Below are 23,977 nucleotides of genomic sequence, written 5' to 3'. Positions count from 1 at the left end.
AACCGCCGCGGCAGTTTTTCCCGAACGGGAGAACTGCCGCGGCGCGTTTCATGTTTCACTGAGCGCCCTCGTCCCCGTCTTTCAGGAGGCTGTCGGTGCCCATTCCCTCGTTCAGAGACCAGTTTGCCGCACTTATTGCTGCGCCTTCGGTGAGCTGCACCCAGGCCCACTGGGACCAGACGAATCGTCCAGTCATCGATCTCCTCGCCAGCTGGCTGAACGATCTCGGCTTCGCCTGCGAAACGCAGGAAATCTCCCCCGGCAAATTCAATCTGCTCGCCAGTTACGGCACCGGGCCGGGCGGCCTGGTGCTGGCGGGGCACAGCGACACCGTGCCCTTCGACGCCGAACTGTGGACGGCCGACCCGCTACGGCTGCGCGAAGCCGACGACCGCTGGTACGGCCTCGGCAGCTGCGACATGAAAGGCTTCTTCGCGCTGATCATCGAAGCCGTGCTGCCCTTGCTCGATCAGCCGTTCAAGCAGCCGCTGCTGATTCTCGCCACCTGCGACGAGGAGAGCTCCATGTCCGGCGCTCGCGCGCTGGCCGAGGCGGGCCGGCCGCTTGGGCGCGCTGCGGTGATCGGTGAGCCGACGGGGCTGCGGCCGGTGCGCCTGCACAAGGGGATCATGATGGAGGGCATCGAGATACATGGGCAAAGCGGCCATTCCTCCAATCCGGATTTCGGTCACAGCGCGCTGGAGGCCATGCATGGCGTGATGGGCGAGCTGATGACGCTGCGCCGCGAGTGGCAGAACCAATACAACAACCCGTTGTTCGACGTTCCACAGCCGACCCTCAACCTGGGTTGTATCCACGGCGGCGACAATCCCAACCGGATCTGTGGCCAGTGCTCGCTGGAGTACGATCTGCGCCCGCTGCCGGGCATGGAACCGGCGCAATTACGCGAGGTTATCGCCCTGCGGTTGCGTCCGGTGGCCGAAAGGCATCAGGTAAAGATCGATCTGACGCCGTTGTTTCCCAGCGTGCCGGCCTTCGATCAGCCCGCCGAGAGCGAACTGGTCAAACTGGCCGAGCGGTTGACTGGCCATGCTGCCGAGGCGGTAGCCTTCTCCACCGAAGCGCCTTATCTTCAGCAGCTTGGCTGCGAGACGCTAGTGCTCGGTCCGGGCGACATCGCCTGTGCTCACCAGCCGGACGAGTATCTGGATCTCGACAGAATCGAACCCACCGTGAGGCTGTTGCGCGGAATGATCGAACACTACTGCCTGCAACCGGCGAGCCGAGGATAGGAGCAGGTTCGGCGATCCTGAATCGCAGCCCGAACCTGCTCCCTGCCTCTCACGTACTCGACCCGGCTTCCGGACTGAAAAGCGGTTATCTAAGGCTTTTGCAATGCACAACTACGTCACCTGGCTCCGCGACTCATCGCCCTACATCAACTCGCACCGCGACCGCACCTTCGTGGTCATGTTGCCTGGCGATGCCCTGGAGCATTCGAATTTCCCCAATATCGTCCATGACCTGGTGCTGTTGCACAGCCTCGGCGTGCGCCTGGTACTGGTGTTCGGCTCGCGTCCGCAGATCGAGGCGCGGCTGACCGCTCGCGGCATCGAGCCGCGCTTCCACCGCGACCTGCGCATCACCGACTCGGCGACGCTGGAATGCGTGATCGACGCGGTCGGCCATATGCGCATCGCGCTGGAGGCACGGTTGTCGATGGACATGGCCTCCTCGCCAATGCAGGGTGCTCGGTTGCGCGTCGCCAGCGGCAATTTCGTCACCGCGCGCCCGATAGGCGTGCTCGACGGCGTCGATTTCCACCACACCGGCGAGGTGCGTCGGGTCGATCGCAAGGGCATCGGCCGGCTACTGGACGAACGCACCATCGTGCTGCTCTCGCCGCTGGGCTATTCGCCGACAGGGGAAATCTTCAACATCGCCTGCGAAGACATCGCGACCCGCGCGGCTATTGACCTGCAGGCCGACAAGCTGGTGCTCTACGGTGCCGAGCGCGGACTGCGCGACGAGCTGGGCAAGCTGGTGCGCGAGCTGCGCCCGCAGCAGATCCCGGCCTATGTGGAGCGGCTAGGCAGCAGCTACCAGGGCGAGCTGCTCGACGCGGCGGCGCAAGCCTGCAAGGGCGGCGTGCGGCGCAGCCATGTGATCAGCTATGCCGAGGACGGCTCGCTGCTCAACGAACTGTTCACCCGCGATGGCGGTGACGGCACGCTGGTGACGCAGGAGCAGTTCGAGCAGTTGCGTGAGGCGACCATCGAGGACGTTGGCGGGCTGATCGATCTGATCACACCGCTCGAGGAGCAGGGCATTCTGGTGCGGCGTTCACGCGAAGTACTGGAACGCGAGGTGGAGCAATTCACCATTGTCGAGCGCGATGGACTGATCATCGCCTGCGCCGCGCTGTATCCGATCGCCGACTCCGATTCCGGCGAGCTGGCCTGCCTGGCGGTGAACCCCGAGTACCGCCACGGGGGGCGCGGCGACGAGTTGCTCGAGCGCATCGAGGCGCGGGCGCGCAAGCTGGGGCTGAAGACTCTGTTCGTGCTCACCACCCGCACGGCGCATTGGTTCCGCGAACGGGGCTTCGAACCCAGCGGGGTGGAGCGATTGCCAGCGGCGCGGGCTTCGCTCTACAACTTCCAGCGCAACTCGAAGATCTTCGAGAAGGCGCTTTGAAACCGGGTGGCGGGCGCGATGCCCGCCACTGCTTCGTCAGTGCAACGGCAGCTGTAAGGTGCCGCGCAGGCTGATAGCCCTGAGCCGCCTGGAACAGCTCAGGGAATACGTCGAACCGTGGCGCGTGGGGTCGGGTTATCGAGCAGTTCCGGCAGCGTAGGATCGCCGCTGACGGCGCCGGCGACCGGGGCGGCGATCGCACTGTTGGTCAGCAGGACCAGACCGACCAGCAGGCCGATGGTCGCCGCCATCGCCAGGGTGCCCCTTCGGGCCGATATCAACATGTCGAGCAAGGACATAGTGCACCTCTCTTTTTATTGTTCTGGTGGCCAACCCAGGCGGCCGGGATTCCGTCGCCTGGGAAGGACAAGAACTTAGAGTGGTGCACTGGCGGAAGTTTTCCCGGCTCGCACGGGCTGGCGGCGTTACGGCACCGTCTGCGGGGTGCTAGAGCGCCTATGGCGCCCTATAACTGTCAGTGATGAGGTGTTGTAGGCGCTGAGCATGCGCAGCGATACGGCAGCAGCTTCAGGCGCTAAGGCTGCGCTGGTACTCGGCGACGAAACTGTCGAAGTCCAGCTCATCGCTCGCTTCCATCACGTCCTGCTGCGCCAGGGACTCGCGTGCAGCCTCATCGAAGAAATGAGCGTCGGCCTCCGACAACGACTGATCGCGGAAGTAGGCGGCATGGCTGCGGGTCTGGCGCAGGGCGAACTGACTGAAGCTTTCGCCGCTGCTTCGCAGCTCGTGCAGGACGCGTGCAGAAGGGGTCAGGCTGCTGTCGTCAATCTTCGCCTGCTGGACGGCCAGGGCCTGAGCGTGATGCTCGCCGCCATGGCTGCGGTCCAGCAGGGCTGCCACTTGGCCGATCTCACCGATCAATTCGCTGGCCCAGGCCTGCAGCGTGACGTTTTCGCCGCAGCGCCGCAGTTCCAGCGCCGGCTTGCGGCCTTCCTTGACCACCTTGAGGAAGTTGTCGTTGCTGGCGCTGCATTCACCAGCGGCCAGGCAGGGGCTCTGCTGAAGCGCGCAGAACAGCAGGAAGGCATCGAGGAAGCGGGCTTCAGTGACGTCGATTCCCAGCGGCAGGAAGGGGTTGATGTCCAGGCAGCGTACTTCGATGTACTGGATGCCGCGCGCGCGCAGGGCGTGCAGCGGTCGCTCGCCGGTGGCGCTGACACGCTTGGGGCGGATGTTCGAGTAGTACTCGTTTTCGATCTGCAGCACGTTGGTGTTGAGCTGCTGCCAGTTTCCGTTTGCATCCTTGATGCCCAGCGCGGCGTACTCGGGGTACGGCGTCGAGACGGCCTTGTGCAGACTGCTGGTGTAGCTCGGCAGATCGTCGTAGCAGGGCGTCAGGCCGGCCTGAGCGTTGCTCTGGTAGCCCAGATCGCTCATGCGCAAGCTGGTCGCCCAGGGCAGATACAGGGTGTCGTCGTCGAGTTGCTCGAGTTGGTGCGACCGGCCGCGCATGAAACTCGCATCCAGTGCCGGTGAGGCGCCGAACAGGTACATCAGCAGCCAGCTGTAGCGGCGGAAGTTGCGGATCAGCGCGATATAGCGCCAGGACTGATAGTCCTGCTGCGGGCGGTCGTCGCCCTCGTCCGCCTGGAGTACCGGCCACAACGTCTCCGGCAAGGAGAAGTTGTAGTGAATACCCGCGATGCACTGCATGGTCTTGCCGTAGCGCAGCGCGAGGCCTTGGCGGTACACATACTTGAGCCGGCCGATATTGGAGCTGCCGTATTCGGCGATGGGAATCTGCGACTCTTCCGGCAGGTGGCCAGGCATCGACGGGCTCCAGAGAAACTCAGCACCGAGCTTGCTGTAGGTGTAGCGATGAATCGCGTCCAGCTCGGCCAGTGTTCTCTGCGGGTCGGTTTCGGTGCCGGTAATGAACTCCAGCAGCGCCTCGGAATAATCAGTCGTGATCTTCGGATGCGTCAGCGCCGAGCCCAGCGCGCGGGGATGCGGCGTCAGCGCCAGTTTGCCCTGGCCGTCGACGCGCAGGCATTCGCGCTCTATCCCGTGCAGGCATTGCGAGAGCAGCGGAAGGTTGGGGTGCTCGGCCAGCAATGCCAGGCGGTGGGAGAGGAGGTCGCTCAAGTTTGAATTCCTTCACGCATCAGTCGGCACAATATGGGGCGGCAAGCGACAAGCTTCAAGCTGCAAGAGAGGGCTCGGTGTGCTTACTTGGCGCTCGTAGCGTGCTGCTTGCCGCTTTCAGAGGCAGGCGAAAGTCGATTGCGCCTTGGCCACCAGCTTTTCGCCCTGGTGGACTTCGGCTTCGAGCACCTGAGTGCGGCGCCCGCCATGGACCACCCAGGCGCGGCAGAGCAGTTCGCCGTCGGTCACCGGACGGATGTAGTTGACCTTGCATTCGAGGGTCACGCTGTTCGGTGAACCATCGCCCAGGCTGTGGCTGGCCTGACCCATGGCCGTATCGATCAGCGAGAACAACGCGCCGCCGTGCAGCTTGCCGTGCAGGTTCCGCAGGCCGTCATGCATGTTCAGGCTGAGGATGGCTTCGCCGCCTTCCGCCTTGAGAATTTCGAGGCCCAGCAGGCGCCCGAAGGCGCTGCTGCTGCCGATCGCTTCGACTTTCACACTCACGGCCTACTTCCTCAGACTCTTGGCGTTGGCGAACAGCGCGGCCATGGCGTTGTTGGCCGGCGCCGGTTTGGTTTCCGGCTTGGCCGGCTTGCGCTCGCCGCGCGCCTGGCTGCCACGGTTGTTGCCACCGCCGCGCATGTTGTCAGCCTTCTCGCCAGGCGTGTCGCTCATGCGCATGGACAGACCGACGCGCTTGCGTGGGATGTCCACTTCCATGACCTTGACCTTGACGATATCGCCAGCCTTGACCACTTCGTAGGGATCCTTGACGAACTTCTCCGACAGCGCCGAGATGTGCACCAGGCCATCCTGGTGCACGCCGATGTCGACGAAGGCGCCGAAGTTGGTCACGTTGGTCACCACACCTTCGAGCACCATACCGGGCGTCAGGTCGCTGAGCTTTTCGACGCCTTCCTGGAACTCGGCGGTCTTGAACTCGGGGCGCGGGTCGCGACCGGGTTTTTCCAATTCCTGCAGGATGTCGCTGACGGTGACCAGGCCGAAGCTTTCGTCGGTGAACTGCTTGGGGTCCAGGCGTTTGAGAAACGTCGAGTCGCCGATCAGCGAACGGATATCGCGGCCGGTGTCCTGGGCGATGCGCTTGACGAGTGGGTAGGTCTCGGGGTGAACGGCCGAGGCGTCCAGCGGGTTCGCACCATTCATCACGCGGAGGAAGCCGGCCGCCTGCTCAAAGGTCTTATCGCCCAGGCGCGGCACCTTCTTCAATTCGTTGCGGGCCTTGAACGCGCCGTTGGCGTCGCGGTAGGCCACGATGTTCTGTGCCAGGGTGGTGTTCAGGCCGGAAATCCGCGCCAGCAGCGCCACCGAGGCGGTGTTGACGTCGACGCCGACGGCGTTCACGCAATCCTCGACCACTGCATCGAGCGAGCGGGCCAGCTTGAGCTGGGACACGTCGTGCTGGTACTGACCCACGCCGATGGCCTTGGGCTCGATCTTCACCAGCTCGGCCAGTGGATCCTGCAGGCGGCGTGCGATGGACACGGCGCCGCGGATCGAGACGTCAAGATCCGGAAATTCCTTGGCCGCCAGTTCGGAGGCCGAATACACCGATGCGCCGGCTTCGGACACCATCACCTTGGTCAGCTTGAGGCCCGGCACCTGCTTGATCAGGTCGGCGGCGAGCTTATCGGTCTCGCGGCTGGCCGTGCCGTTGCCGATGGCGATCAGATCGACGGCATGCTTGGCGCAGAGCTTGGCCAGCACGGCGAGGGTGCCGTCCCAGTCGTTGCGCGGGGCGTGCGGATAGACCGTGGCGGTATCGAGCAGCTTGCCGGTGGCATCGACTACCGCCACTTTACAACCGGTACGCAGGCCCGGATCGAGCCCGAGGGTGGCACGCGGGCCGGCCGGTGCGGCGAGCAACAGGTCGTGCATGTTGCGTGCGAAGACGCCGATGGCATCATCCTCGGCCTTGTCGCGCAGCTCGCCGAGCAGATCGGTTTCCAAGTGGGTGTAGAGCTTGACCTTCCAGGTCCAGCGCACCACCTCGCCGAGCCACTTGTCCGCCGCGCGACCACGATTGGCGATGCCGAAGCGCTCGCCGATCATCACTTCGCCCGGGTGCATGGTGCCGGGTGCTTCGTCGCCAACCTTCAAGCTGACGCTGAGCACGCCTTCGTTGCGTCCGCGAAAGATCGCCAGTGCGCGGTGCGAAGGCGCGCTCTTGAGCGGCTCGTCGTGCTCGAAATAATCGCTGAACTTGGCCCCTTCGGTTTCCTTGCCCGGCACCATGCGTGCGCTCAGGGTGGCGTTATGGGTAAGGAAGTCGCGCAGTTTGGCCAGCAGATCGGCGTCTTCGGCGAAGCGTTCCATGAGAATGTACTTGGCGCCTTCGAGTACCGCCTTGGTATCGGCAAAACCTTTCTCGGCATCGACGAAGCGCGCGGCCTCGCTTTCCGGGTTCAGCTCCGGATCGGCGAAGATCGCATCAGCCAGCTCGCCAAGACCGGCTTCCAGGGCGATCTGGCCCTTGGTGCGGCGCTTCTGCTTGTAGGGCAGGTAGAGGTCTTCCAGGCGGGTCTTGGTGTCAGCGAGATCGATCTCGCGTTTCAGCTCGGGCGTCAGCTTGCCCTGTTCCTCGATGCTGGCGAGGATCGACGCGCGACGGTCATCCAGCTCGCGCATATAGCGCAGGCGCTCTTCGAGCAGGCGCAGCTGGGTGTCGTCCAGGCTGCCGGTGACTTCCTTGCGGTAACGGGCGATGAAGGGAACGGTGGAGCCTTCGTCGAGCAGCGCCACGGTGGCGGCAACCTGTTGCGGGCGCACGCCCAGTTCTGCGGCGATGCGGGAATTGATGCTGTCCATGAACCTACCTGGGTCAGTCAAACCATGCAGGCCGTGCCTGCGCGAAAGGGCGCGATTATAAGGGCAGCAGAGCGTTTGAGATCGGAAGCCGGACGAAAAACCCGAGCCAGGCGCCCCGACTCATTCTTTTGGGCCTCGGCTAGGCGCCGCAAAATCTGCTAACAATGGCTGTCAGTTGCGTTTACATGACTGCGCGCATAATGCGCCGTCGATCATTCCGGGAGTTCTCATGAGCAGCACCGCACCTGCCAGCGAAGGCGAAAAGATCCTGATTGTTGACGATGACGCCCGTTTGCGGCGTCTTCTCGAGCGCTTTCTCGACGAGCAAGGCTATCGCGTGCGAACAGTGGAGAATGCTGAACAGATGGATCGTCTGCTCAGCCGCGAGCTGTTCCATCTGGTCGTGCTGGACCTGATGATGCCGGGCGAGGACGGACTGTCCGCCTGCAATCGACTGCGCACCAGTGGCAACCAGATCCCGATCATCATGCTCACCGCCAAGGGCGATGAGGCCAGCCGGATTCAGGGCCTGGAGCAAGGCGCTGATGATTACCTGGCCAAGCCCTTCAACCCTCGCGAGCTGCTGGCGCGGATCCGTGCGGTGCTGCGTCGCCAGGCGCCGCAGGTCCCGGGCGCACCGGGCAGCGAAGACCAGACGGTAACCTTCGGCGATTACGAGTTGTTTCTGGGAACCCGCGAACTGAAGAAGGGCGATCAGATTCACATGCTCACAACCGGGGAATTCGCCGTGCTCAAGGCGCTGGTTCAGCACGCCCGCGAGCCGCTGACCCGAGACAAGCTGATGAACCTGGCCCGCGGCCGGGAGTGGGATGCCCTGGAGCGCTCCATCGACGTGCAGATTTCCCGCCTGCGCCGCCTGATCGAGCCGGACCCGTCCAAGCCGCGCTACATCCAGACCGTCTGGGGCGTGGGCTACGTCTTCGTACCTGATGGCAACAAATAGCAGCCGACACATGCGCGCGGCGCTAAACCGGATTGGAATGCAGTGCTTTTCTCGGTCCGCACCAGCGGGTGGCTCACGGATCTCGTAGTGAGTCGCCAGCCTCGTAGGGTGGGCTTCAGCCAATTACTCCGGCTCGACCCGGTTGGCTAAAGCGGAGCAGCGCCTGATCCAGTCTTCACGTTGAAATCCCACGTCGCTGGCCTTTTGGTACAGCCTCCCGCGGTCTAAATCGGCTTTTTTATGAAAACCCCGCTCTGGTTCCCGCAAAGCTTCTTCGCCCGCACCCTGTGGATGGTGCTGATCGTCGTGTTGTTCTCCAAGGTACTGATGTTGGTGTACCTGATGATGAACGAAGACGTCATGGTCGATCGACAGTACAGCCACGGCGCGGCGCTGACACTGCGAGCGTACTGGGCAGCCGACGAGCAAAACCGCGAGCGCATCGCCGAAGCCGCCGGGCTGCAGCGGGTCACCGCCGAGGAGGTGCCGCCCAGCGAATACCACTGGCCCTATACCGAAATCTTCCAGCGGCAGATGCAGGCCGAACTCGGTGAAGATACCGAGGTACGAGTGCGTATCCAGCCCGAGACGGCGATCTGGGTGCGGGCGCCGAGCCTGGGCTCGGACTGGCTGCAGGTGCCGCTCTATGCGTATCCGTTGCGTGGGCAGCGGATCTGGAGCGTGTTGGGTTGGTTCCTCGGGATCGGTCTGCTGTCCACCGCGGCCGCCTGGATCTTCGTCAGCCAGCTCAACCTGCCACTCAAGCGTCTGGTTTACGCGGCCAGACAGATCGGCAAGGGCCGCCGTGTGCGGCTGCCCATCAGCGACACGCCGAGTGAAATGACCGAGGTCTACCGCGCGTTCAATCAGATGGCTGAAGATGTCGAGCAGGCCGGGCGTGAGCGCGAACTGATGCTCGCCGGTGTCTCCCATGATCTGCGCACGCCGCTGACCCGTCTGCGCCTGTCGCTGGAGCTGATGACCAGCGATTCCGAGCTCACCGAGGACATGGTGCGCGATATCGAGGACATGAATGCGATCCTCGATCAGTTCCTCGCCTTTGTTCGCGACGGCAGCGACGAGCCGGTGGAAAGCGTCGACCTCGGCGAGCTGGTGCGAGAGGTCGTGGCGCCCTACAACCAGTTCGGTGAAACCGTGCGCCTGTGTGTCGAGCCGATGCCGCCGCTGGCCCTGCGCCGGGTATCGATCAAGCGCCTGCTGGTCAACTTGATCGAAAATGCCCTGCGCTACGGTGGTCATGGCGTGGAAGTCGCCGCCTACGTTTCCGGCGACGGTAGCGCGCCCTATGTGGTGCTCAGCGTACTCGACCGTGGCGCCGGCATCGATCCGGGCGAGCTCGGTGAGATATTCAACCCCTTCATCCGCGGTGACCGCGCTCGCGGCGGCCAGGGCGCAGGCCTGGGCCTGGCCATCGTCAAACGCATCGCCTCGCAGCACGGTGGCATCGTCGAGCTGCGAAACCGCGACGGTGGTGGGCTGGAGGCGCGAGTGAGCTTGCCATTGGGGTTGTTGCTGCCAAGGGTGCGGTAAAGCTATTGAACAGCTGCTTGAAGCAGCCGCAGCGGACGGCCAGGCTCAAGCTGAAAACGTCTAGCGCTTGAGGTTTGAAGCCTGACGTTATCGCTGTCCAGCTCCGCTTAACCCTTTCCCTTGGTTCGCGTCAGATGCGGGCCGGCATTCTTTTCCAAGTACTGGATGATCAGCCCGGCGACGTCCTTGCCGGTGGTTTCCTCGATGCCGGCCAGGCCCGGTGAGGAGTTCACTTCCATCACCAGCGGACGTGATTGGATCGCAGGATATCGACACCGGCCACGCTCAGGCCCATGACTTTCGCCGCGCGGATGGCGGTCATGCGCTCCTCAGGGGTGATCTTGATCAGGCTGGCGGTACCGCCGCGGTGCAGGTTGGAGCGAAATTCACCGGGCTTTGCCTGACGCTTCATCGCGGCGATGACCTTGTCGCCAACCACGAAGCAGCGGATGTCCGCGCCGCCGGCTTCCTTGATGTATTCCTGAACCATGATGTCCTGCTTCAGACCCATGAACGCTTCGATCACCGACTCGGCGGCGGTGGCGGTTTCGCACATGACCACGCCGATACCCTGAGTCCCCTCCAGCACCTTGATGACTAGGGGCGCGCCGTTGACCATTCGGATGAGGTCGGCGATGTCATCCGGCGAGTGGGCGAAACCGGTCACCGGCAGGCCGATGCCGCGGCGCGCCAGTAGCTGCAGCGAGCGCAGCTTGTCGCGCGAGCGGGCGATGGCCACCGATTCGTTGAGCGGGAACACCCCCTGCATTTCGAACTGACGCAGGACCGCGCAGCCGTAGAAGGTGACGGAGGCGCCGATCCGCGGAATGACGGCGTCGAAGCCTTCCAGGGGACGGCCGCGGTAGTGAATCTGCGGCTTGTGACTGGCGATGTTCATGTACGCGCGCAGCGTATCGATCACAACCACTTCATGGCCGCGCTGTTGGCCGGCCTCCACTAAGCGGCGGGTCGAATACAAACGTGGATTGCGCGACAGCACGGCGATTTTCATTGGGCACCGGGAGAGGTAAGGGTCTGGGGTTTTTCCTGCACGTAAGTGCGCGCAGGGTCGACCAGCCATTTGCCGTCCATCAGGGCTTTTGATCCCAACAGCAGGCGATAGCGCATGGTCTTGCGACAGGTAAGGGTGAATTCCACGGGCCACAGATGAGTGCCCAGCGCCAGCAGTGTGCGTACCACATAGCGGGTCTGCACATGGCCGTTGGAGCTTTTGATCGTCTTGCGTGCAATTACCGGCGCCTCGCAGCGATGACGCCGCTGCACCAGGGTGCCCAGGTGAGCGGTAAAACGAACCCAGCGTTTGCCGCCGCGCTCGAATTCGCTGATATCGGTGGCATGCAATGCGGACGTACTGGCGCCGGTATCGATTTTGGCGCGCAGGCCGACCACGCCGAGCTCAGGCAGGGCGATCCATTCGCGCAAACCGATGACTGTCTGGGGGTCGGGGCTGTTCAACAAAAGCGTATCCAGTAGATTTCCGCGCATTCTAGACGGGGTGCATGACAACCGCATCTACCTGTACGACTCTATGACAACACGACGGTTGATTGAGTTGAGCGATGAGCGAAAAAGACGACGACAAAGTCCGGTTGGACAAGTGGTTATGGGCCGCGCGCTTCTTCAAGACGCGAGCGCTGGCGAAGGCCGCCATCGAAGGCGGCAAGGTGCATTGTCGCGGTGAGCGCTGCAAGCCGAGCAAGGAGCCGAAACTCGGCGAAGAGCTGGTGATTCGCGCCGGTTTCGACGAGCGCACGGTGGTGATTCGAGCGTTGTCTGCTGTGCGCCGAGGCGCGCCGGAGGCACAGTTGCTCTACGAGGAAACTGCTGAAAGCCTGGCACGTCGCGAGAACGCTGCGGCGATGCGCAAGGCCGGAACTCTGGGCGTGGAAACCGACGGCAAACCGAGCAAGAAGCAGCGTCGAGCGTTGCAGCGCTTTCGCTCGGACGCGGGCTGAGCAGCGGCAGTTGGACCGCTGCCACTTTCGACCTAGAATGCGGTCCCTTCTTTCAGGCGCCGAGCGTGATGGTCGAGTCGATGAACTCGGCATCTGCGCAGCGGCACCGGCCCTCAATCTGCTCTGGTTATGCTAATGCTCGATTCCGATTACACCCAGCGATTCCTCTTCGATGACACCGACGTGCGTGGCGAGTGGGTCGGGCTCGAGCGCAGCTACGCCGAGGTCTTGGCCAAGCACGACTACCCGGAGCCGGTTGCGCAGCTGCTTGGCGAACTGCTCGCGGCGGCGGGGCTGCTGGTCGGCACGCTGAAATTCGATGGCCTGATGGTGTTGCAGGCGCGCTCATCCGGAGCGGTGCCGCTGTTGATGGTCGAATGCTCGAGCAACCGCGAGGTGCGCGGCATCGCCCGTTATCACGAAGAGCAGCTGACCCCGGGCGCCACCCTGGCCGAGCTGATGCCCGAGGGCGTGCTTGCCATGACCATCGACCCGACCAATGGCCAGCGCTACCAGGGCATCGTCGCGCTGGACGGCGCCAATCTGGCGGACAGCCTGTCGAGCTATTTCGCCTCGTCCGAGCAGCTGCCGACGCGCTTCTGGCTTGCCGCCGATGGTCGCCGTGCCTGCGGCATGCTGCTGCAGCAGCTGCCGGCCGATCGCATCCGTGACGGCGAGGCGCGTGAGGCCAGCTGGCAGCATCTGCGCACGCTGGCCGATACCCTGTCGGCCGAGGAATTGCTCGGCCTGGACACCCAAACCGTCTTGCACCGCCTCTATCACGAGGAACAGGTGCGGCTGTTCGAACCGCGTCCGATCAGCTTCCGCTGCAGCTGCTCCCGTGAGCGTTCGGCCAACGCGATCGCCAGCCTGGGCCAGCACGACGCCGAGTTATTGCTTGGTGAGCAGGGTGGTGCGATCACCATCGACTGCCAGTTCTGCAATCACAGCTACCGCTTCGATGCCGCAGACGTCGCCCAGCTGTTCGCCGGTGCGGGTATCGAAGGTCCCTCTGGCACTCGACACTGACCCGATATTAAAGGTCTCGGGGCGCTAGGAACCTTTTCGCCATCACGGGCTCATACCCAGCGCAGCGTCATTTCTGTCATAATCGCGCGCACTTTTTTTCGGTGTAGCCCACTCTACGGAGGGCTACAACAGCATGGAGGAATCGGCCCAGAGCCGACGGGGAACTCATGACGCAAGCCAATAACACCGTGTATACCGATATCAGCACCGCTCAACTGATCGAAGAAGCCATCAAACGCGGTGAGGGTGAATTGGCCGCCAATGGTGCGCTCGTCGTGAAAACTGGCCACCGGACCGGTCGTTCGCCAGCTGATCGCTATATCGTCGAAGAGCCCAGCACTCAGGATTCCATCGCCTGGGGCCCGATCAACCGTCCGTTCCCGGCCGAGAAGTTCGATACCCTGTGGGATCGCGTCGAGACCTTCAACAAGGCTCAGGATCATTTCGTTTCCCACGTCCATGTAGGCTCGTCCGAAGGTCACTACCTACCGGTGAAGATGTCCACCGCAACGGCCTGGCAGAACCTCTTTGGCCGCCAACTGTTCATCAACCCGGCGCAGTACAACCCCGCGAGCAAAGACCAGTGGCAGGTTCTCAACGTCGCCAACTTCGAGTGTGTGCCCGAGCGCGACGGCACCAACTCCGACGGTTGCGTGATCATCAACTTCGCCCAGAAGAAGGTCCTTATCGCGGGCATGCGTTACGCCGGTGAAATGAAGAAGGCGATGTTCTCGGTGCAGAACTACCTGCTGCCCGAAGCCGACGTGTTGCCGATGCATTGCGCCGCCAACATCGGCGAAGAAGGCGACGTCACGCTGTTCTTCGGTCTGTCGGGTACCGGCAAGACCACCCTGTCGGCCGACGAATCGCGCTACCTGATCGGCGATGACGAGCATGGCTGGGGCACCGGCGTGGTGTTCAACATCGAAGGCGGTTGCTACGCCAAGTGCATCGACCTGTCCGAGAAGAACGAGCCGGTAATCTGGAAAGCCATCCAGTTCGGCACCGTGCTGGAAAACGTCGTGCTGAGCGACGAGCGCATCGCCGATTACACCGACGACAGCCTGACCCAGAACAGCCGCGCCGCCTATCCGCTGGAGTACGTCGAGAAGCGTTCCGAGAAGAACCTCGGCGGTGAGCCGAACGCCGTAATCTTCCTCACCTGTGATCTGACTGGCGTGCTGCCCCCGGTATCGATCCTGAACAACGAACAGGCCGCGTACCACTTCCTGTCGGGCTACACCGCATTGGTGGGTTCCACCGAAATGGGTTCCGGTAGCGGTATCAAGTCGACCTTTTCCACCTGCTTCGGCGCACCTTTCTTCCCGCGTCCGGCCGGTGTCTACGCCGAGTTGCTGATCAAGCGCATCCAGGCGTTCGGCTCCAAGGTCTATCTGGTCAACACCGGCTGGACCGGCGGTGGCTACGGTGTCGGCAAGCGCTTCAACATTCCAACGACCCGTGCGGTGATCGCCGCGATCCAGAGCGGTGCGCTGGTGGGTGCCGAAACCGAGCATCTACCAATCATCAACCTGGACGTGCCAAAAGCCGTCGAGGGCGTCGATACCCAGTTGCTCAACCCGCGTAACACTTGGGCGGACCAGAACGCCTACGACGAAGCGGCCAAGGAGCTGGCGAACAAGTTCATCGACAACTTCAAGAAGTTCGATGTATCCGAGGCCATCAAGGGCGCCGGTCCACAGCTCTAATACCAGCTGTATCGAAACAGCCGCCTGCGGGCGGCTTTTTCGTGGGCGACCGCTTTTTCGGTCGACGTGCTGCCAGGTAATGGATCGACGCGGCTGATGAATAACATCGATGAACGCGCATGGATTCGATCAGTTCAGGCGCATAGGATGGCGTCCACGATTTTTACCAAGCGGAGCCACCTCATGCAGATCGAAGAAGCCATCCAGACCCGCCGCGCCGTGAAGGCCTATGACACCAGCTTCAAGCTCAGTCGCGAAGAGAAGGACGAGCTGCTGCAGATGGCGCTGCTGGCGCCTTCCGCCTTCAACCTGCAGCATGTGCGCCTCGTCGAAGTCAGCGATCCGGCGCTGCGCGCGCAGATACGCGAGGTGGGCTGGAACCAGGCGCAGATGACTGACGCCTCGATGCTGGTGGTGGTCTGCGCGCAGCTGGACAGCTGGGAAAAGAATGTTCGCCGTGTCTGGGAAGGCGCACCGAACGAAGTGCAGGACTACATGGCCGGCGCCATCGATAACTACTACCGCGGCAAGCCGCAGGTACAGCGGGATGAAGCCATGCGCAGCTGTGGCCTGATGGCGCAGACGTTGATGCTCGCCGCGCGCGGCAAGGGCCTGGATTCCTGCCCCATGGATGGTTTCGATTTCGATGCGGTTGGCAAGCTGATCAATCTGCCGGACAACCACGCCATCGCCATGATGGTCGCGGTGGGCAAGCGTACCGTCGAGCCGAAGCCGCGAGTCGGCAAACTACCGTTGGATGAAGTGATCATTCGCGACCGGTTCTGATCGAGGTTGCCGAGGGACGTGCAATGCGTCCCTTCCGCGGGCCAGACGTGCACCGATCGCGCTCGAGCCGATCGGCTGCTGCTCTATAGCGGTACGGCCGGCTGGTCCGCCAGCTCGCGCCGAGAGGCATGCCGCGTCCCTATTCGCTTTCCAGACGGCTGACCGCGCTCCGGTGACCGCTTTGCAGTACCGTCTCCCTCCTTTTGCTACCTTCTGGCGCTCAGTCAAAGGAGTGACTCACGATGATCGAACAAACCCTCAAACAGACGTTTGGCTATGACGGCTTCCGCCCAGGCCAGGAGCAGGCCATTCGCGCCGTGGTGGCCGGGCGCTCGGCGGCGGCAATCTTTCCCACTGGATCGGGAAAATCCCTGTGCTACCAGCTGCCGGCGCTGCTGTTGCCGCACCTCACGCTGGTCGTCTCGCCGCTGTTGGCGCTGATGCAGGACCAGCTGGCATTCCTGCACCGACACGGAGTCGCCGCCGCCAGCATCGATTCGGCGCAGAGCCGCGAGCAGCTCAGCGAAACCATGAGCCGCGCCAAGTCCGGCGAACTGAAGATTCTGATGATCTCGGTGGAGCGTCTGAAGAACGAGCGCTTCCGCACCTTCATCGCCCAGGTGCCGATTTCTCTGCTAGTGGTGGACGAGGCGCACTGTATTTCGGAGTGGGGCCACAATTTCCGCCCGGACTACCTCAAGCTTCCCGACTACCAACGCCAGTTCAACATCCCCCAGGTGCTGCTGCTGACCGCCACGGCGACACCCCCGGTCATTACCGATATGCAGGCCAAGTTCGCCATCGACGCAGGGGACGTGGTAACCACGGGCTTCTATCGCGCCAACCTGAATCTGCTGATCGAGCCGGTTGCCGGCATGAACAAGCAGCGCCGGCTGGTGGAATGGCTGGCGGACAAGACCGGGCAGCCGACCATCGTCTACGTCACCCAGCAGAAGACGGCCGAACAGGTCGCCGAACATCTGGCGCAGCGCGGCTTTCCGGCGAGCGCCTATCACGCCGGGATGAACCATGAGCTGCGTGAATCGATACAGCGGCGCTTCATGACCGGCGAGCTGAACTGCATCGTCGCCACGATCGCCTTCGGCATGGGGATCGACAAATCCGACATCCGCAACGTGGTGCACTACGACCTGCCGAAATCGGTGGAGAACTACAGCCAGGAGATCGGTCGCGCCGGTCGCGACGGTCGGCCATCCGACTGCTTGGTGCTAGCCAACCGTGACAGCCTCAACGTGTTGCAGAACTTCGTCTATGGCGATACGCCGGAGCGCGAAGGCATCCGCTGCGTACTCGACGAGTTGTTGCAGTCAGCCTCGAATGGGCAATGGGAGCTGATGCTCAATCAGCTCTCCGATCAGAGCAACATCCGCCAGTTGCCGCTGAAAACGCTGCTGGTGCAGCTGGAGCTGCGCGGCATCATCGCGCCTCGCTTCGCTTATTTCGCAGAGTATCGCTTCAAGTACCTGCTCGAACCCGAAATGCTGCTTTCGAAATTCGAAGGCGAGCGACGGCAATTCGTCGAAGCTATCGTGCACACCTCGGCGCGCGCGAGAACCTGGTGCACGCTGGATTTCGATGCGCTCTATCAGCAGCACGGCGCCGATCGCGCACGGGTGGTCAAGGCGCTGGACTATTTTCAGGAGAAGGGCTGGATCGAGCTGGAGAGCAAGCAGATGACCGAGGTCTACGCGCTGCTGAATTCGGGCTTCGACCCGCAGCTGCTAAGCGGCGAGCTGCACGCCTATTTCAAGCAACACGAAACGAGTGAGATCACTCGCATCAACAATATGCTCGGGTTGTTTGAATCCGATGAGTGCCTCAGCCAGCGTCTGGCTGCCTATTTCGGCGATGCGCAAGCACCACAGCAGTGCAGGCATTGCTCGGTATGCCAGGGGCGAGTCGCACAACTGCCCGAGCCGCCTGCACTGACGCCTTTGAATGAACAGGACATGGTGGCTCGTTGCGTCCAGTTCAATCAACGTTATCGACAGCTCAAGGACCGCGCGCCCAGCACCGAATGCCTGACGCGTTTCCTCTGCGGCATCAGCGTGCCGGTGTTCACCAAGCTCAAGGCTCGCAGTATTCCAGGATTCGCGTCGCTGGAAGCCTATCCCTACGCCGAGGTGCGTGAGCGGGTCGTGACGGCACGAGAGAGCCGCTAGCACGGCCGCAGCCCTTGGCCTGTTCAGGCTCTGGATGGAAGCCGGGGACGTTGCGTGGCGCTCCGCCAAGTCACAACGCCTGGCGTACACCCTCGTCTTCACCCCACAACAGTTTGCCGAGGCCGGTGTCGGCGGGCAGCAGGAGCAGGCTGAGGATGAAGACCAACAACAGGCCCAACACATAGGCCAGGCTGATTAGCCTGTGGCGTCGATGCCGCTGCGCCTTGGGCCGCCAGGCGGCTTGCTCCGTGCGCTCTCGCGGGTTGGACGGCGACTGCTTGGTGGGCTTGGGCGAGTGATTGGACATGCTGTCTCGATCTGTTGCGAGCCTGCGACGCTTCTCTGGACGCGATGCAATGGGCGGTAGCCATACGGCTGCGCGAAGTAGAACCGAAATGGAGGCCTTTTGCCAGTACGCCGTGTCGACACGCTGCATTGCCCGTTGCGTAGCGCCCTCTGCACCTGCACCTGCACCTGCACCTGCACAGCGGCATGTTGGCTTCATCTGAAACAAACGGAAAAGCTCTGCCAGGGCGATGCGCCGAAGAGTCGGATGAAGTCGACCATACTCAAGCGTCGCTGTGCCACCGACCTGGAGAACCCGTCCATGCAGACGCGCCGCCAGCTGCTTCACCGTACCGCCTTATTGGCGGCGATAACTGCCCTTGGGTCTCTGGTCCCGGGCGCTGCCAAGGCAGCGGAGCCACTGCGCCTGCGCAAGATTCCGCCCACTGGCGAATGGCTCCCGGTGATCGGGCTGGGCACTTCGCGCACGCATGACATCCCTCTCGATGATCCCGAAATGCAGGACTTGCTCAAGGTGTTGCGGGTCTTCGTCGAAGGTGGCGCCCGCCTGATCGACACCGCTCCGAGCTATGGCAATGCCGACCGGGTGGTGGGTGAGCTGGTCCAACGACAGACGGCGCGCGGGCAGGTCTTTCTCGCCACCAAGGTATCCGCCACCGGACGCGAACGTGGCCTGGAGCAGATCGAGGACAGCTTCGGGGCTCTACAGACCGATGTCATCGACCTGATCCAAGTGCATAACCTGCAGGACACCCGCACACAACTTGGCCTGCTACGCGAGCTGAAGGAGCAAGGCCGCGTTCGCTACATCGGGGTGACACACTATGTCGAATCCGCGCACGACCGGCTGCTCGAGGTGCTCAAGCAGGAGCCCGTCGACTTTGTTCAGTTCAACTATTCGGTCAGCGAGCGCAACGCCGAGAAGCGCCTGTTGCCGTACTGCGCCGATAACGGCATCGCCACGCTTATCAACCGCCCCTTCACCCGGGGCAGTTTGCTATCGCGGGTCAAGAACACACCGCTGCCAGCCTGGGCGGCCGAGATCGACGCCAGTTCCTGGGCGCAGCTGCTGCTCAAATTCATCCTCGCCGAGCCCGCGGTCACCACGGTGATTCCTGCGACCTCCAATCCGCGATACATGCTCGACAACATCATGGCCGGGCAGGGCCGTTTACCGGATGAACGTCAGCGGCGACTGATCGTCGAGGCGTTTCGCTGACGCGCATTGCAATGCCGTCGAGGATGAATGACCACCCGCACACCGGACATGCCTTTGTGCGCTCGAATGCTGCCGACAATCAGGGTAGCTTCAGGCCGCCGGCTGCCCTGTGCAGGCCGCGCAGGTGCTGGCCGATCTGCGCCAGGTTGGCTTCGATGCTCTCCAACTCCCGCCGGCGCTCGTCACCCAGCAGCAGTCGAACCTCAGCGTTCAATGCCTCGGTGAGCTGGCTCAGGCGCGCTTGGCGCTGGCTGCTTTCCTGCTCTAGGCGTTGCCACTCGTTGGCCTGCGGCAGGCCGTAGCCGACGCCATCGAGCAGCTCGGCCGGACGGCTGAGATAACCGCTGTTGGCGAGAATGTCCTGCAGGGTTTCGTCAGCCTTGGCCAGGCTGGTATCGCCGCGCTGGCGGTCGCCCAGATAACGCTTCTTGAGCTCCTCCTGAGCCAGCAGCAGATGTCGGCGCAACGCTGCTTGCTCCACCAGCAGCAGGGCGGCGCTGGCGCGCAGATCGGCTTTGTCGATCCATGGACGGCGCGCCTCGGCGTCGAGCGCCAGCCATTGCTCGACATCTTCCTGCGGCAGGCCGAGACGGTCGCGAAGCACGGCGAACATCGCCTGGTAGCGATCGCGGTAGGAGTCGAAGCGATAGCCCAGCCGCAGCGCTTCGCGGGGATCGTCGAGCACGCTGGCATCGGCCAGGCCGCGGTTGATCAGCATTGCCAGCAAGCCGCTGGGCAAGATGCTATCCAGTGCCGTCAGCTCGGGGCGGGCCGTGCCGCTGCGCAGCAGTTTGAGCGTTTCCACCGCGCAGTTGTTGGACAGGAAGTAGTAGTTGCCGTCATAGCTCCAGTGCATCTCCGCGCTGCGCTCGACCAGCCTGTCGATTTCGTCGCGCTGCAGCTTGAGCGGAATCGAGGCGAGGCTGCGCAGCTCGACCTTGGTGTACTCGTCGATGACCTGGCCCAGTGGCAGAACGAACAGTCGCGAGGGGTAGACGCCGGTCAGGCCGTCCCAGCTGGACAGTTGCACGTCTCCGACGAAGGCGCGAAAGGACAGCACCAGATGATGGTCCAGATCCAGCCGGCAACTCGGCCCACGTGGGCGGCCCGGCGCGCAAATCACCAGACGTAGCATGCTATGGCCCCAGCGGCTGACCCAGGCATCGTTGGCTTCGGCGAACAGGTAATCGACCTCATAAACCCGCTGTGGATCAAGTTTGACCAGGGGCGTGCGGGCGAAATCATGGCCGGCGTTGAGAATCGGCAGACCGGCAACGCAGTCGTCCACGTTAGACGGCTGCCAGCCGAAATGCTCGCGGAAGTAACGGTGCAGCGACGGACGCCGGCAGGCATAGCTGGGGTCCAGGAGAAAATACTCCAGGTTCACCGCGACGAATTCCAGCGGGTTGGTCAGCTCATAGGCGTCCGGACTCCGGGCAGCCTGGGCATTGCTGACCTCACGCTCGCCTCGCTGGCCGACGCGCTGGGGCCAGCCGGCGAGATCGAGCAGGCGCGGGTCGTCGCTGAGGGTGAAGCGGCGTTCGGTCTGACCGCGGCAGCTGTCCGGCAACCCAACCAGGCCGAGGCTGGCGGCTCGCTGGCTGCAGAAGGCGAGCTGGCGGTGGTTCTCTGGCGACCAGAGCCGAGACCGGTCGTAGAGGTGTCCCACTTCGTGAATCAGCGTCGCCAACAGCTCGCGGCGAACGCTGCCATGCGGACGGCTCGTGAGCGTGCTCGTCGCGGAGCCATCGGTCAGTGCCGGGAGCAGACGCCGGTTGAGCAACAGAACATTGCCGCCGGCGCTGCCATAGACATCATGGGTCAAACCATCATGCCAGCGAACGTGGACTTCACGGTCGAGCCGCTGGATGACTCGCGGCGGCAGGGCGGCAACGGCTTCGTCCAGCAGCTGCTGGCTGGCCGCGCGTTCGGCCTGCTGCAGGTCGCTAGCGTCCAGCGTCAGGCGCAGGTCGGCCTGACAAAGGTTGGCGAGCGTGGTGAGCGCAACGGCTACCCACCAGGCGCGAGGCGATTTCACTGGGCGAGGATGGTTTCAGCCAGCACCCGATCACTGGCGCCGCGAGCATCTGGAAACTCGTTACGCAGACTGGCGAAGGCCGCTTCCAGGCGAGCGCCACGAATTTCGCCACCACTGGCGACGAACCCGGCAGCCTCGTCACGGGCTTCGCTGACGACCTTCATGTCGCTGATGCGGCTGGTGACGTCGGAAGTGAAGTTAATGCTGCGGTCCAGCGCGTTGACCACGATGTTGCTGGTGGCAACCAGCGTTTGTGCCTGGGCGCCACCGGCGAGCAGGGTCAGTGCGAGCGGCACGGCAAACAGCTTCAGTTTCATGTGAGAACTCGTAAAGAGGGATGGGCTATTGGACGAGGATGGCTGCGGCCAGTTCCAGGTCGCTTGCGGCCAGTTGCGGCTGATGCTCGTGCAGCCAGCGCAGGGCCGCCTCCAGCCGCGCGCCACGGATTTGGCCCTGGCTGGCGACGAAACGGGCCGCGTCATCGCGCGAGTCGAGGATCAGCTTGTTATTGAACGGGGCGCTGGTCACCTGACTGGCGACATAGGTGGAGGCAACGGAGCCGGCGATGGTGGTGTCGAATGCCTGGACGCTACCGCAGAAGCAGCAGCTGGCGAGTACAAGGTAAAGCGAACGCATGTAAATCCTGGAGCTGAACAATCAGCCGCCAAGGCTAGCGAAACGCCAGCCCCAGGGCCAGCGTTGCGCTTGATGAAGCCTGCAGATCAGAGTGTCAGGATAGCGCTGGCCAGTTCGAGATCGCTGGCGTGCAGCTGCGGCGCCTGGGTGCGAATGTGAACAAGCGCTGCCTCCAGCTGTGCACCGCGCGCTTCGCCATTAGACGCAACGAAGCGGGCGGCATCGTCGCGCGCATCGCGTACCAGCTTGTTGTCGCCCAGATTCGAGGTGATGTCGGAGGTGCCTTCGACAGTGTTGACCAGCGAGGCGCCGATGGCGTCGATGGTGCCGGTGATGCTTCCGGCCGATGCGCTACCGGCGGCCAGGCAGGCCGCAGCGGCAACGGACATTAGAAATTTGTTCATGGACTTCTCCCAGTGCTAGACGCGGCTACCTGCCGACTTCGGTTCGACCGTCGGACCGGCGATGCCGTTCAGCTTAGGTCTCGCGGTCCCGGCTGGGAAGCACAACGTCAACGCCAGAAGGGTTTGCCCACCTCGGCCATTCGCTCGCTGCGGCTGACACCGATGTCTGACAGCTGATGGTCGTCCAGTGTCGCCAGCTGGCGACGTGTGCGAGACCGCTGACGCCATAGCCGTACTACCTGAACCAATCGGCCCAGCGATAGCCGGCCGGTGCCGAGCGTGAGCGTGCGTGGCAGTACGCGTTCCATCTGCCTCTCCTTCCCGTCGGTTCGCGGGGATGGGTTATGGGCAGATAGGGTCGCGCGCCGGGCTGTTGCGTAACAGTCACAGGGGCTATGGATTGTGCCGGTTCAGTTGCGGTCGACGGCAAACTGTACCGCTATTGCGCCTGGCAAACTGTTCGGCGCTGTTCGGTCTTCAGCGTATGGCGGACGAAGGGCTGAGCATCTCGATCGGACGAATCTCGAAGTCGCGGGTCAGGAAGTCCATGCGCTGTGTATGGAAGCGCTGCATGTGTGGCAGCGCGCTATGCGCGTGCAAATGCTCGGCCGACTGCCAGACCTCATAGAAGATGAACAGCGTCGAGTCCTCGCGGTCGCGCAGCATGTGGTACTCGATGCAGCCGTCTTCGGCCCGGCTTGCATCAACGTAGCGGCTGAACAGCGCTTCGAACTCGGCGGACTTTTCCGGCCGGGTGTAGGCGTATAGGAGGAAGGCATAGCGTTCGCTCATAACGTGGCTCCTGCGGATTGATGCATGCAGCCTAAGGCATGAACGAGCCTGGCATTCGTGACTTGAAGTCAAATCGCTTTTGCCTGAGGCGCTCTGTTTTGCCGCGATGAAGATCGTTAGGCTGCTCGCCATTCTCACTTGCTGGATGCGACGCCCCATGAAAAAAGTCCTGCTGTTGAACGGCGCTAAGCAGTTCGCTCATTCCGATGGGCGCTACAACACCACCTTGCACGAGGCTGCACTGAGCTTCCTCGACCGCGCCGAGTTCGATGTCAAGCAAACCCAGATCGATGCGGGATATGACCTTGCCGAGGAAGTCGCCAAGTTTCTCTGGGCCGACGTGATCATCTACCAGATGCCCGGCTGGTGGATGGGCGCCCCCTGGACCGTGAAGAAGTACCTCGACGAGGTGTTCACCGAAGGGCATGGCAGTCTCTACGCCAACGACGGTCGCACGCGCTCCGATGCGTCGCAGAAGTACGGCAGCGGCGGTTTGTTGCAGGGCAAGCAGTACATGGTCTCGGCGACCTGGAATGCACCGCAGCAGGCTTTCGACGACCCGACCGATTTCTTCGAAGGCAAGGGCGTCGATGCGGTGTATTTCCCTTTTCACAAGGCCAACGAGTTCCTCGGCATGAGCGGCCTGCCGACCTTTCTCTGCGTCGACGTGATGAAGCGGCCTTCGATCGAGGCCGATATCCAGCGCTACGAAGCGCATCTAGCGCAGGTCTTCGGTTTCTAGCGTCTAGAAAAACAAAACCCCTCGCGGCGATGCCGGAGGGGTTCTG

At 63.0% G+C, this 23,977-nt stretch carries 23 protein-coding genes and 1 pseudogene; 11 read left to right on the top strand and 13 right to left on the bottom strand.

Annotated elements, in window-relative coordinates; all coding sequences use genetic code 11:
- Positions 1-95: 95 nt before the first annotated feature.
- Both argE and argA read left to right on the top strand, forming a co-directional pair.
- Positions 96-1,253, top strand: coding sequence for an acetylornithine deacetylase (argE, locus tag DQ405_RS01605; RefSeq protein WP_168422609.1), 1,158 nt, complete (start codon positions 96-98; stop codon positions 1,251-1,253).
- Positions 1,254-1,356: 103 nt separating this feature from the next.
- Positions 1,357-2,658 carry an amino-acid N-acetyltransferase gene (gene argA / locus DQ405_RS01600; protein WP_168422608.1) on the top strand — a complete coding sequence of 434 codons (1,302 nt, stop codon included), beginning with the start codon at positions 1,357-1,359 and terminating at the stop codon, positions 2,656-2,658.
- Positions 2,659-2,756: 98 nt separating this feature from the next.
- On the opposite strand, the gene DQ405_RS01595 is transcribed toward argA, so the two are convergent.
- The 4 genes from DQ405_RS01595 to DQ405_RS01580 form a co-directional block, all read right to left on the bottom strand.
- Complete coding sequence (locus tag DQ405_RS01595) at positions 2,757-2,957, bottom strand: hypothetical protein (protein ID WP_168422607.1); 201 nt, start codon at positions 2,955-2,957, stop codon at positions 2,757-2,759.
- A 229-nt stretch (positions 2,958-3,186) separates the two neighbouring features.
- Positions 3,187-4,764: a glutamate--cysteine ligase gene (gene gshA, locus DQ405_RS01590; RefSeq protein WP_168422606.1), complete on the bottom strand. Its 1,578-nt coding sequence runs from the start codon at positions 4,762-4,764 to the stop codon at positions 3,187-3,189.
- A gap of 117 nt (positions 4,765-4,881) precedes the next feature.
- Entirely contained in the window at positions 4,882-5,271 is a 390-nt protein-coding gene (locus tag DQ405_RS01585; RefSeq protein WP_168422605.1) for a hotdog fold thioesterase, read from the bottom strand.
- 3 nt (positions 5,272-5,274) lie between these two features.
- On the bottom strand, positions 5,275-7,596 hold the full coding sequence (locus DQ405_RS01580) for a Tex family protein (RefSeq protein ID WP_168422604.1): 2,322 nt from the start codon (positions 7,594-7,596) through the stop codon (positions 5,275-5,277).
- Positions 7,597-7,825: 229 nt separating this feature from the next.
- Between DQ405_RS01580 and ompR the strand changes: the two genes are divergently transcribed.
- Both ompR and DQ405_RS01570 read left to right on the top strand, forming a co-directional pair.
- On the top strand, positions 7,826-8,560 hold the full coding sequence (gene ompR, locus DQ405_RS01575; protein ID WP_168422603.1) for an osmolarity response regulator transcription factor OmpR: 735 nt from the start codon (positions 7,826-7,828) through the stop codon (positions 8,558-8,560).
- Between the two features lie 240 nt (positions 8,561-8,800).
- Positions 8,801-10,111, top strand: coding sequence for an ATP-binding protein (locus DQ405_RS01570; protein WP_168422602.1), 1,311 nt, complete (start codon positions 8,801-8,803; stop codon positions 10,109-10,111).
- Positions 10,112-10,218: 107 nt separating this feature from the next.
- Here DQ405_RS01570 and rimK read toward each other — a convergent pair.
- A pseudogene (gene rimK / locus DQ405_RS01565) lies at positions 10,219-11,123 on the bottom strand (30S ribosomal protein S6--L-glutamate ligase).
- On the bottom strand, positions 11,120-11,617 hold the full coding sequence (gene rimB, locus DQ405_RS01560; protein ID WP_168422601.1) for a retropepsin-like aspartic endopeptidase RimB: 498 nt from the start codon (positions 11,615-11,617) through the stop codon (positions 11,120-11,122). The pseudogene rimK and the gene rimB overlap by 4 nt, the downstream one beginning before the upstream one ends.
- 74 nt (positions 11,618-11,691) lie before the next feature.
- Between rimB and DQ405_RS01555 the strand changes: the two genes are divergently transcribed.
- From DQ405_RS01555 to DQ405_RS01535, 5 genes are all read left to right on the top strand, one after another.
- Complete coding sequence (locus DQ405_RS01555; RefSeq protein WP_168422600.1) at positions 11,692-12,087, top strand: RNA-binding S4 domain-containing protein; 396 nt, start codon at positions 11,692-11,694, stop codon at positions 12,085-12,087.
- A 135-nt stretch (positions 12,088-12,222) separates the two neighbouring features.
- On the top strand, positions 12,223-13,116 hold the full coding sequence (gene hslO / locus DQ405_RS01550) for an Hsp33 family molecular chaperone HslO (RefSeq protein ID WP_168422599.1): 894 nt from the start codon (positions 12,223-12,225) through the stop codon (positions 13,114-13,116).
- 167 nt (positions 13,117-13,283) lie between these two features.
- Positions 13,284-14,825 (top strand): phosphoenolpyruvate carboxykinase, encoded by a 1,542-nt coding sequence (locus DQ405_RS01545; RefSeq protein WP_168422598.1) that lies wholly within the window; start codon positions 13,284-13,286, stop codon positions 14,823-14,825.
- 183 nt (positions 14,826-15,008) lie between these two features.
- Positions 15,009-15,611: a nitroreductase family protein gene (locus DQ405_RS01540; protein ID WP_168422597.1), complete on the top strand. Its 603-nt coding sequence runs from the start codon at positions 15,009-15,011 to the stop codon at positions 15,609-15,611.
- Between the two features lie 242 nt (positions 15,612-15,853).
- Positions 15,854-17,794: a RecQ family ATP-dependent DNA helicase gene (locus tag DQ405_RS01535; protein ID WP_168422596.1), complete on the top strand. Its 1,941-nt coding sequence runs from the start codon at positions 15,854-15,856 to the stop codon at positions 17,792-17,794.
- Between the two features lie 70 nt (positions 17,795-17,864).
- On the opposite strand, the gene DQ405_RS01530 is transcribed toward DQ405_RS01535, so the two are convergent.
- Positions 17,865-18,101: a hypothetical protein gene (locus tag DQ405_RS01530; RefSeq protein WP_168422595.1), complete on the bottom strand. Its 237-nt coding sequence runs from the start codon at positions 18,099-18,101 to the stop codon at positions 17,865-17,867.
- A 300-nt stretch (positions 18,102-18,401) separates the two neighbouring features.
- Between DQ405_RS01530 and DQ405_RS01525 the strand changes: the two genes are divergently transcribed.
- Positions 18,402-19,319 (top strand): aldo/keto reductase, encoded by a 918-nt coding sequence (locus tag DQ405_RS01525; RefSeq protein ID WP_168422734.1) that lies wholly within the window; start codon positions 18,402-18,404, stop codon positions 19,317-19,319.
- Positions 19,320-19,398: 79 nt separating this feature from the next.
- Here DQ405_RS01525 and DQ405_RS01520 read toward each other — a convergent pair whose 3' ends face one another.
- From DQ405_RS01520 to DQ405_RS01495, 6 genes are all read right to left on the bottom strand, one after another.
- Positions 19,399-21,357, bottom strand: a complete 1,959-nt coding sequence (locus tag DQ405_RS01520; protein WP_168422594.1) for a DUF7844 domain-containing protein — start codon at positions 21,355-21,357, stop codon at positions 19,399-19,401.
- The gene (locus tag DQ405_RS01515) at positions 21,354-21,674 is read right to left on the bottom strand and encodes a DUF2388 domain-containing protein (protein ID WP_168422593.1); all 321 of its coding nucleotides are present in this window, start codon (positions 21,672-21,674) and stop codon (positions 21,354-21,356) included. The genes DQ405_RS01520 and DQ405_RS01515 overlap by 4 nt, the downstream gene beginning before the upstream one ends.
- Positions 21,675-21,699: 25 nt before the next feature.
- Positions 21,700-21,993 carry a DUF2388 domain-containing protein gene (locus DQ405_RS01510; RefSeq protein WP_168422592.1) on the bottom strand — a complete coding sequence of 98 codons (294 nt, stop codon included), beginning with the start codon at positions 21,991-21,993 and terminating at the stop codon, positions 21,700-21,702.
- Between the two features lie 86 nt (positions 21,994-22,079).
- Positions 22,080-22,397 (bottom strand): DUF2388 domain-containing protein, encoded by a 318-nt coding sequence (locus DQ405_RS01505; protein WP_168422591.1) that lies wholly within the window; start codon positions 22,395-22,397, stop codon positions 22,080-22,082.
- Between the two features lie 107 nt (positions 22,398-22,504).
- A complete protein-coding gene (locus tag DQ405_RS01500) occupies positions 22,505-22,705 on the bottom strand; it encodes a DUF1127 domain-containing protein (protein WP_168422590.1) in 201 nt (66 codons plus the stop codon).
- Positions 22,706-22,874: 169 nt separating this feature from the next.
- A complete protein-coding gene (locus DQ405_RS01495) occupies positions 22,875-23,189 on the bottom strand; it encodes a putative quinol monooxygenase (protein ID WP_168422589.1) in 315 nt (104 codons plus the stop codon).
- 157 nt (positions 23,190-23,346) lie between these two features.
- Between DQ405_RS01495 and DQ405_RS01490 the strand changes: the two genes are divergently transcribed.
- Complete coding sequence (locus DQ405_RS01490; protein ID WP_168422588.1) at positions 23,347-23,931, top strand: NAD(P)H-dependent oxidoreductase; 585 nt, start codon at positions 23,347-23,349, stop codon at positions 23,929-23,931.
- The last annotated feature ends 46 nt before the right edge of the window (positions 23,932-23,977 follow it).

The organism is Pseudomonas sp. SST3, from assembly GCF_003325755.1.
The sequence above is the reverse complement of the archived record's forward strand: the minus strand, read 5'-3'. Positions and strand labels throughout refer to the sequence as shown.

What these genes read in the sequence shown, in the direction of transcription:
- argA (WP_168422608.1), top strand. Translation starts at nt 1,357, where the DNA reads ATGCACAACTACGTCACCTGGCTCCGCGACTCATCGCCCTACATCAAC.
- DQ405_RS01595 (WP_168422607.1), bottom strand. Translation starts at nt 2,957, where the DNA reads ATGTCCTTGCTCGACATGTTGATATCGGCCCGAAGGGGCACCCTGGCG.
- DQ405_RS01580 (WP_168422604.1), bottom strand. Translation starts at nt 7,596, where the DNA reads ATGGACAGCATCAATTCCCGCATCGCCGCAGAACTGGGCGTGCGCCCG.
- ompR (WP_168422603.1), top strand. Translation starts at nt 7,826, where the DNA reads ATGAGCAGCACCGCACCTGCCAGCGAAGGCGAAAAGATCCTGATTGTT.
- DQ405_RS01570 (WP_168422602.1), top strand. Translation starts at nt 8,801, where the DNA reads ATGAAAACCCCGCTCTGGTTCCCGCAAAGCTTCTTCGCCCGCACCCTG.
- rimB (WP_168422601.1), bottom strand. Translation starts at nt 11,617, where the DNA reads ATGCGCGGAAATCTACTGGATACGCTTTTGTTGAACAGCCCCGACCCC.
- DQ405_RS01555 (WP_168422600.1), top strand. Translation starts at nt 11,692, where the DNA reads ATGAGCGAAAAAGACGACGACAAAGTCCGGTTGGACAAGTGGTTATGG.
- hslO (WP_168422599.1), top strand. Translation starts at nt 12,223, where the DNA reads ATGCTCGATTCCGATTACACCCAGCGATTCCTCTTCGATGACACCGAC.
- DQ405_RS01545 (WP_168422598.1), top strand. Translation starts at nt 13,284, where the DNA reads ATGACGCAAGCCAATAACACCGTGTATACCGATATCAGCACCGCTCAA.
- DQ405_RS01540 (WP_168422597.1), top strand. Translation starts at nt 15,009, where the DNA reads ATGCAGATCGAAGAAGCCATCCAGACCCGCCGCGCCGTGAAGGCCTAT.
- DQ405_RS01535 (WP_168422596.1), top strand. Translation starts at nt 15,854, where the DNA reads ATGATCGAACAAACCCTCAAACAGACGTTTGGCTATGACGGCTTCCGC.
- DQ405_RS01530 (WP_168422595.1), bottom strand. Translation starts at nt 18,101, where the DNA reads ATGTCCAATCACTCGCCCAAGCCCACCAAGCAGTCGCCGTCCAACCCG.
- DQ405_RS01525 (WP_168422734.1), top strand. Translation starts at nt 18,402, where the DNA reads ATGCAGACGCGCCGCCAGCTGCTTCACCGTACCGCCTTATTGGCGGCG.
- DQ405_RS01515 (WP_168422593.1), bottom strand. Translation starts at nt 21,674, where the DNA reads ATGAAACTGAAGCTGTTTGCCGTGCCGCTCGCACTGACCCTGCTCGCC.
- DQ405_RS01510 (WP_168422592.1), bottom strand. Translation starts at nt 21,993, where the DNA reads ATGCGTTCGCTTTACCTTGTACTCGCCAGCTGCTGCTTCTGCGGTAGC.
- DQ405_RS01505 (WP_168422591.1), bottom strand. Translation starts at nt 22,397, where the DNA reads ATGAACAAATTTCTAATGTCCGTTGCCGCTGCGGCCTGCCTGGCCGCC.
- DQ405_RS01500 (WP_168422590.1), bottom strand. Translation starts at nt 22,705, where the DNA reads ATGGAACGCGTACTGCCACGCACGCTCACGCTCGGCACCGGCCGGCTA.
- DQ405_RS01495 (WP_168422589.1), bottom strand. Translation starts at nt 23,189, where the DNA reads ATGAGCGAACGCTATGCCTTCCTCCTATACGCCTACACCCGGCCGGAA.
- DQ405_RS01490 (WP_168422588.1), top strand. Translation starts at nt 23,347, where the DNA reads ATGAAAAAAGTCCTGCTGTTGAACGGCGCTAAGCAGTTCGCTCATTCC.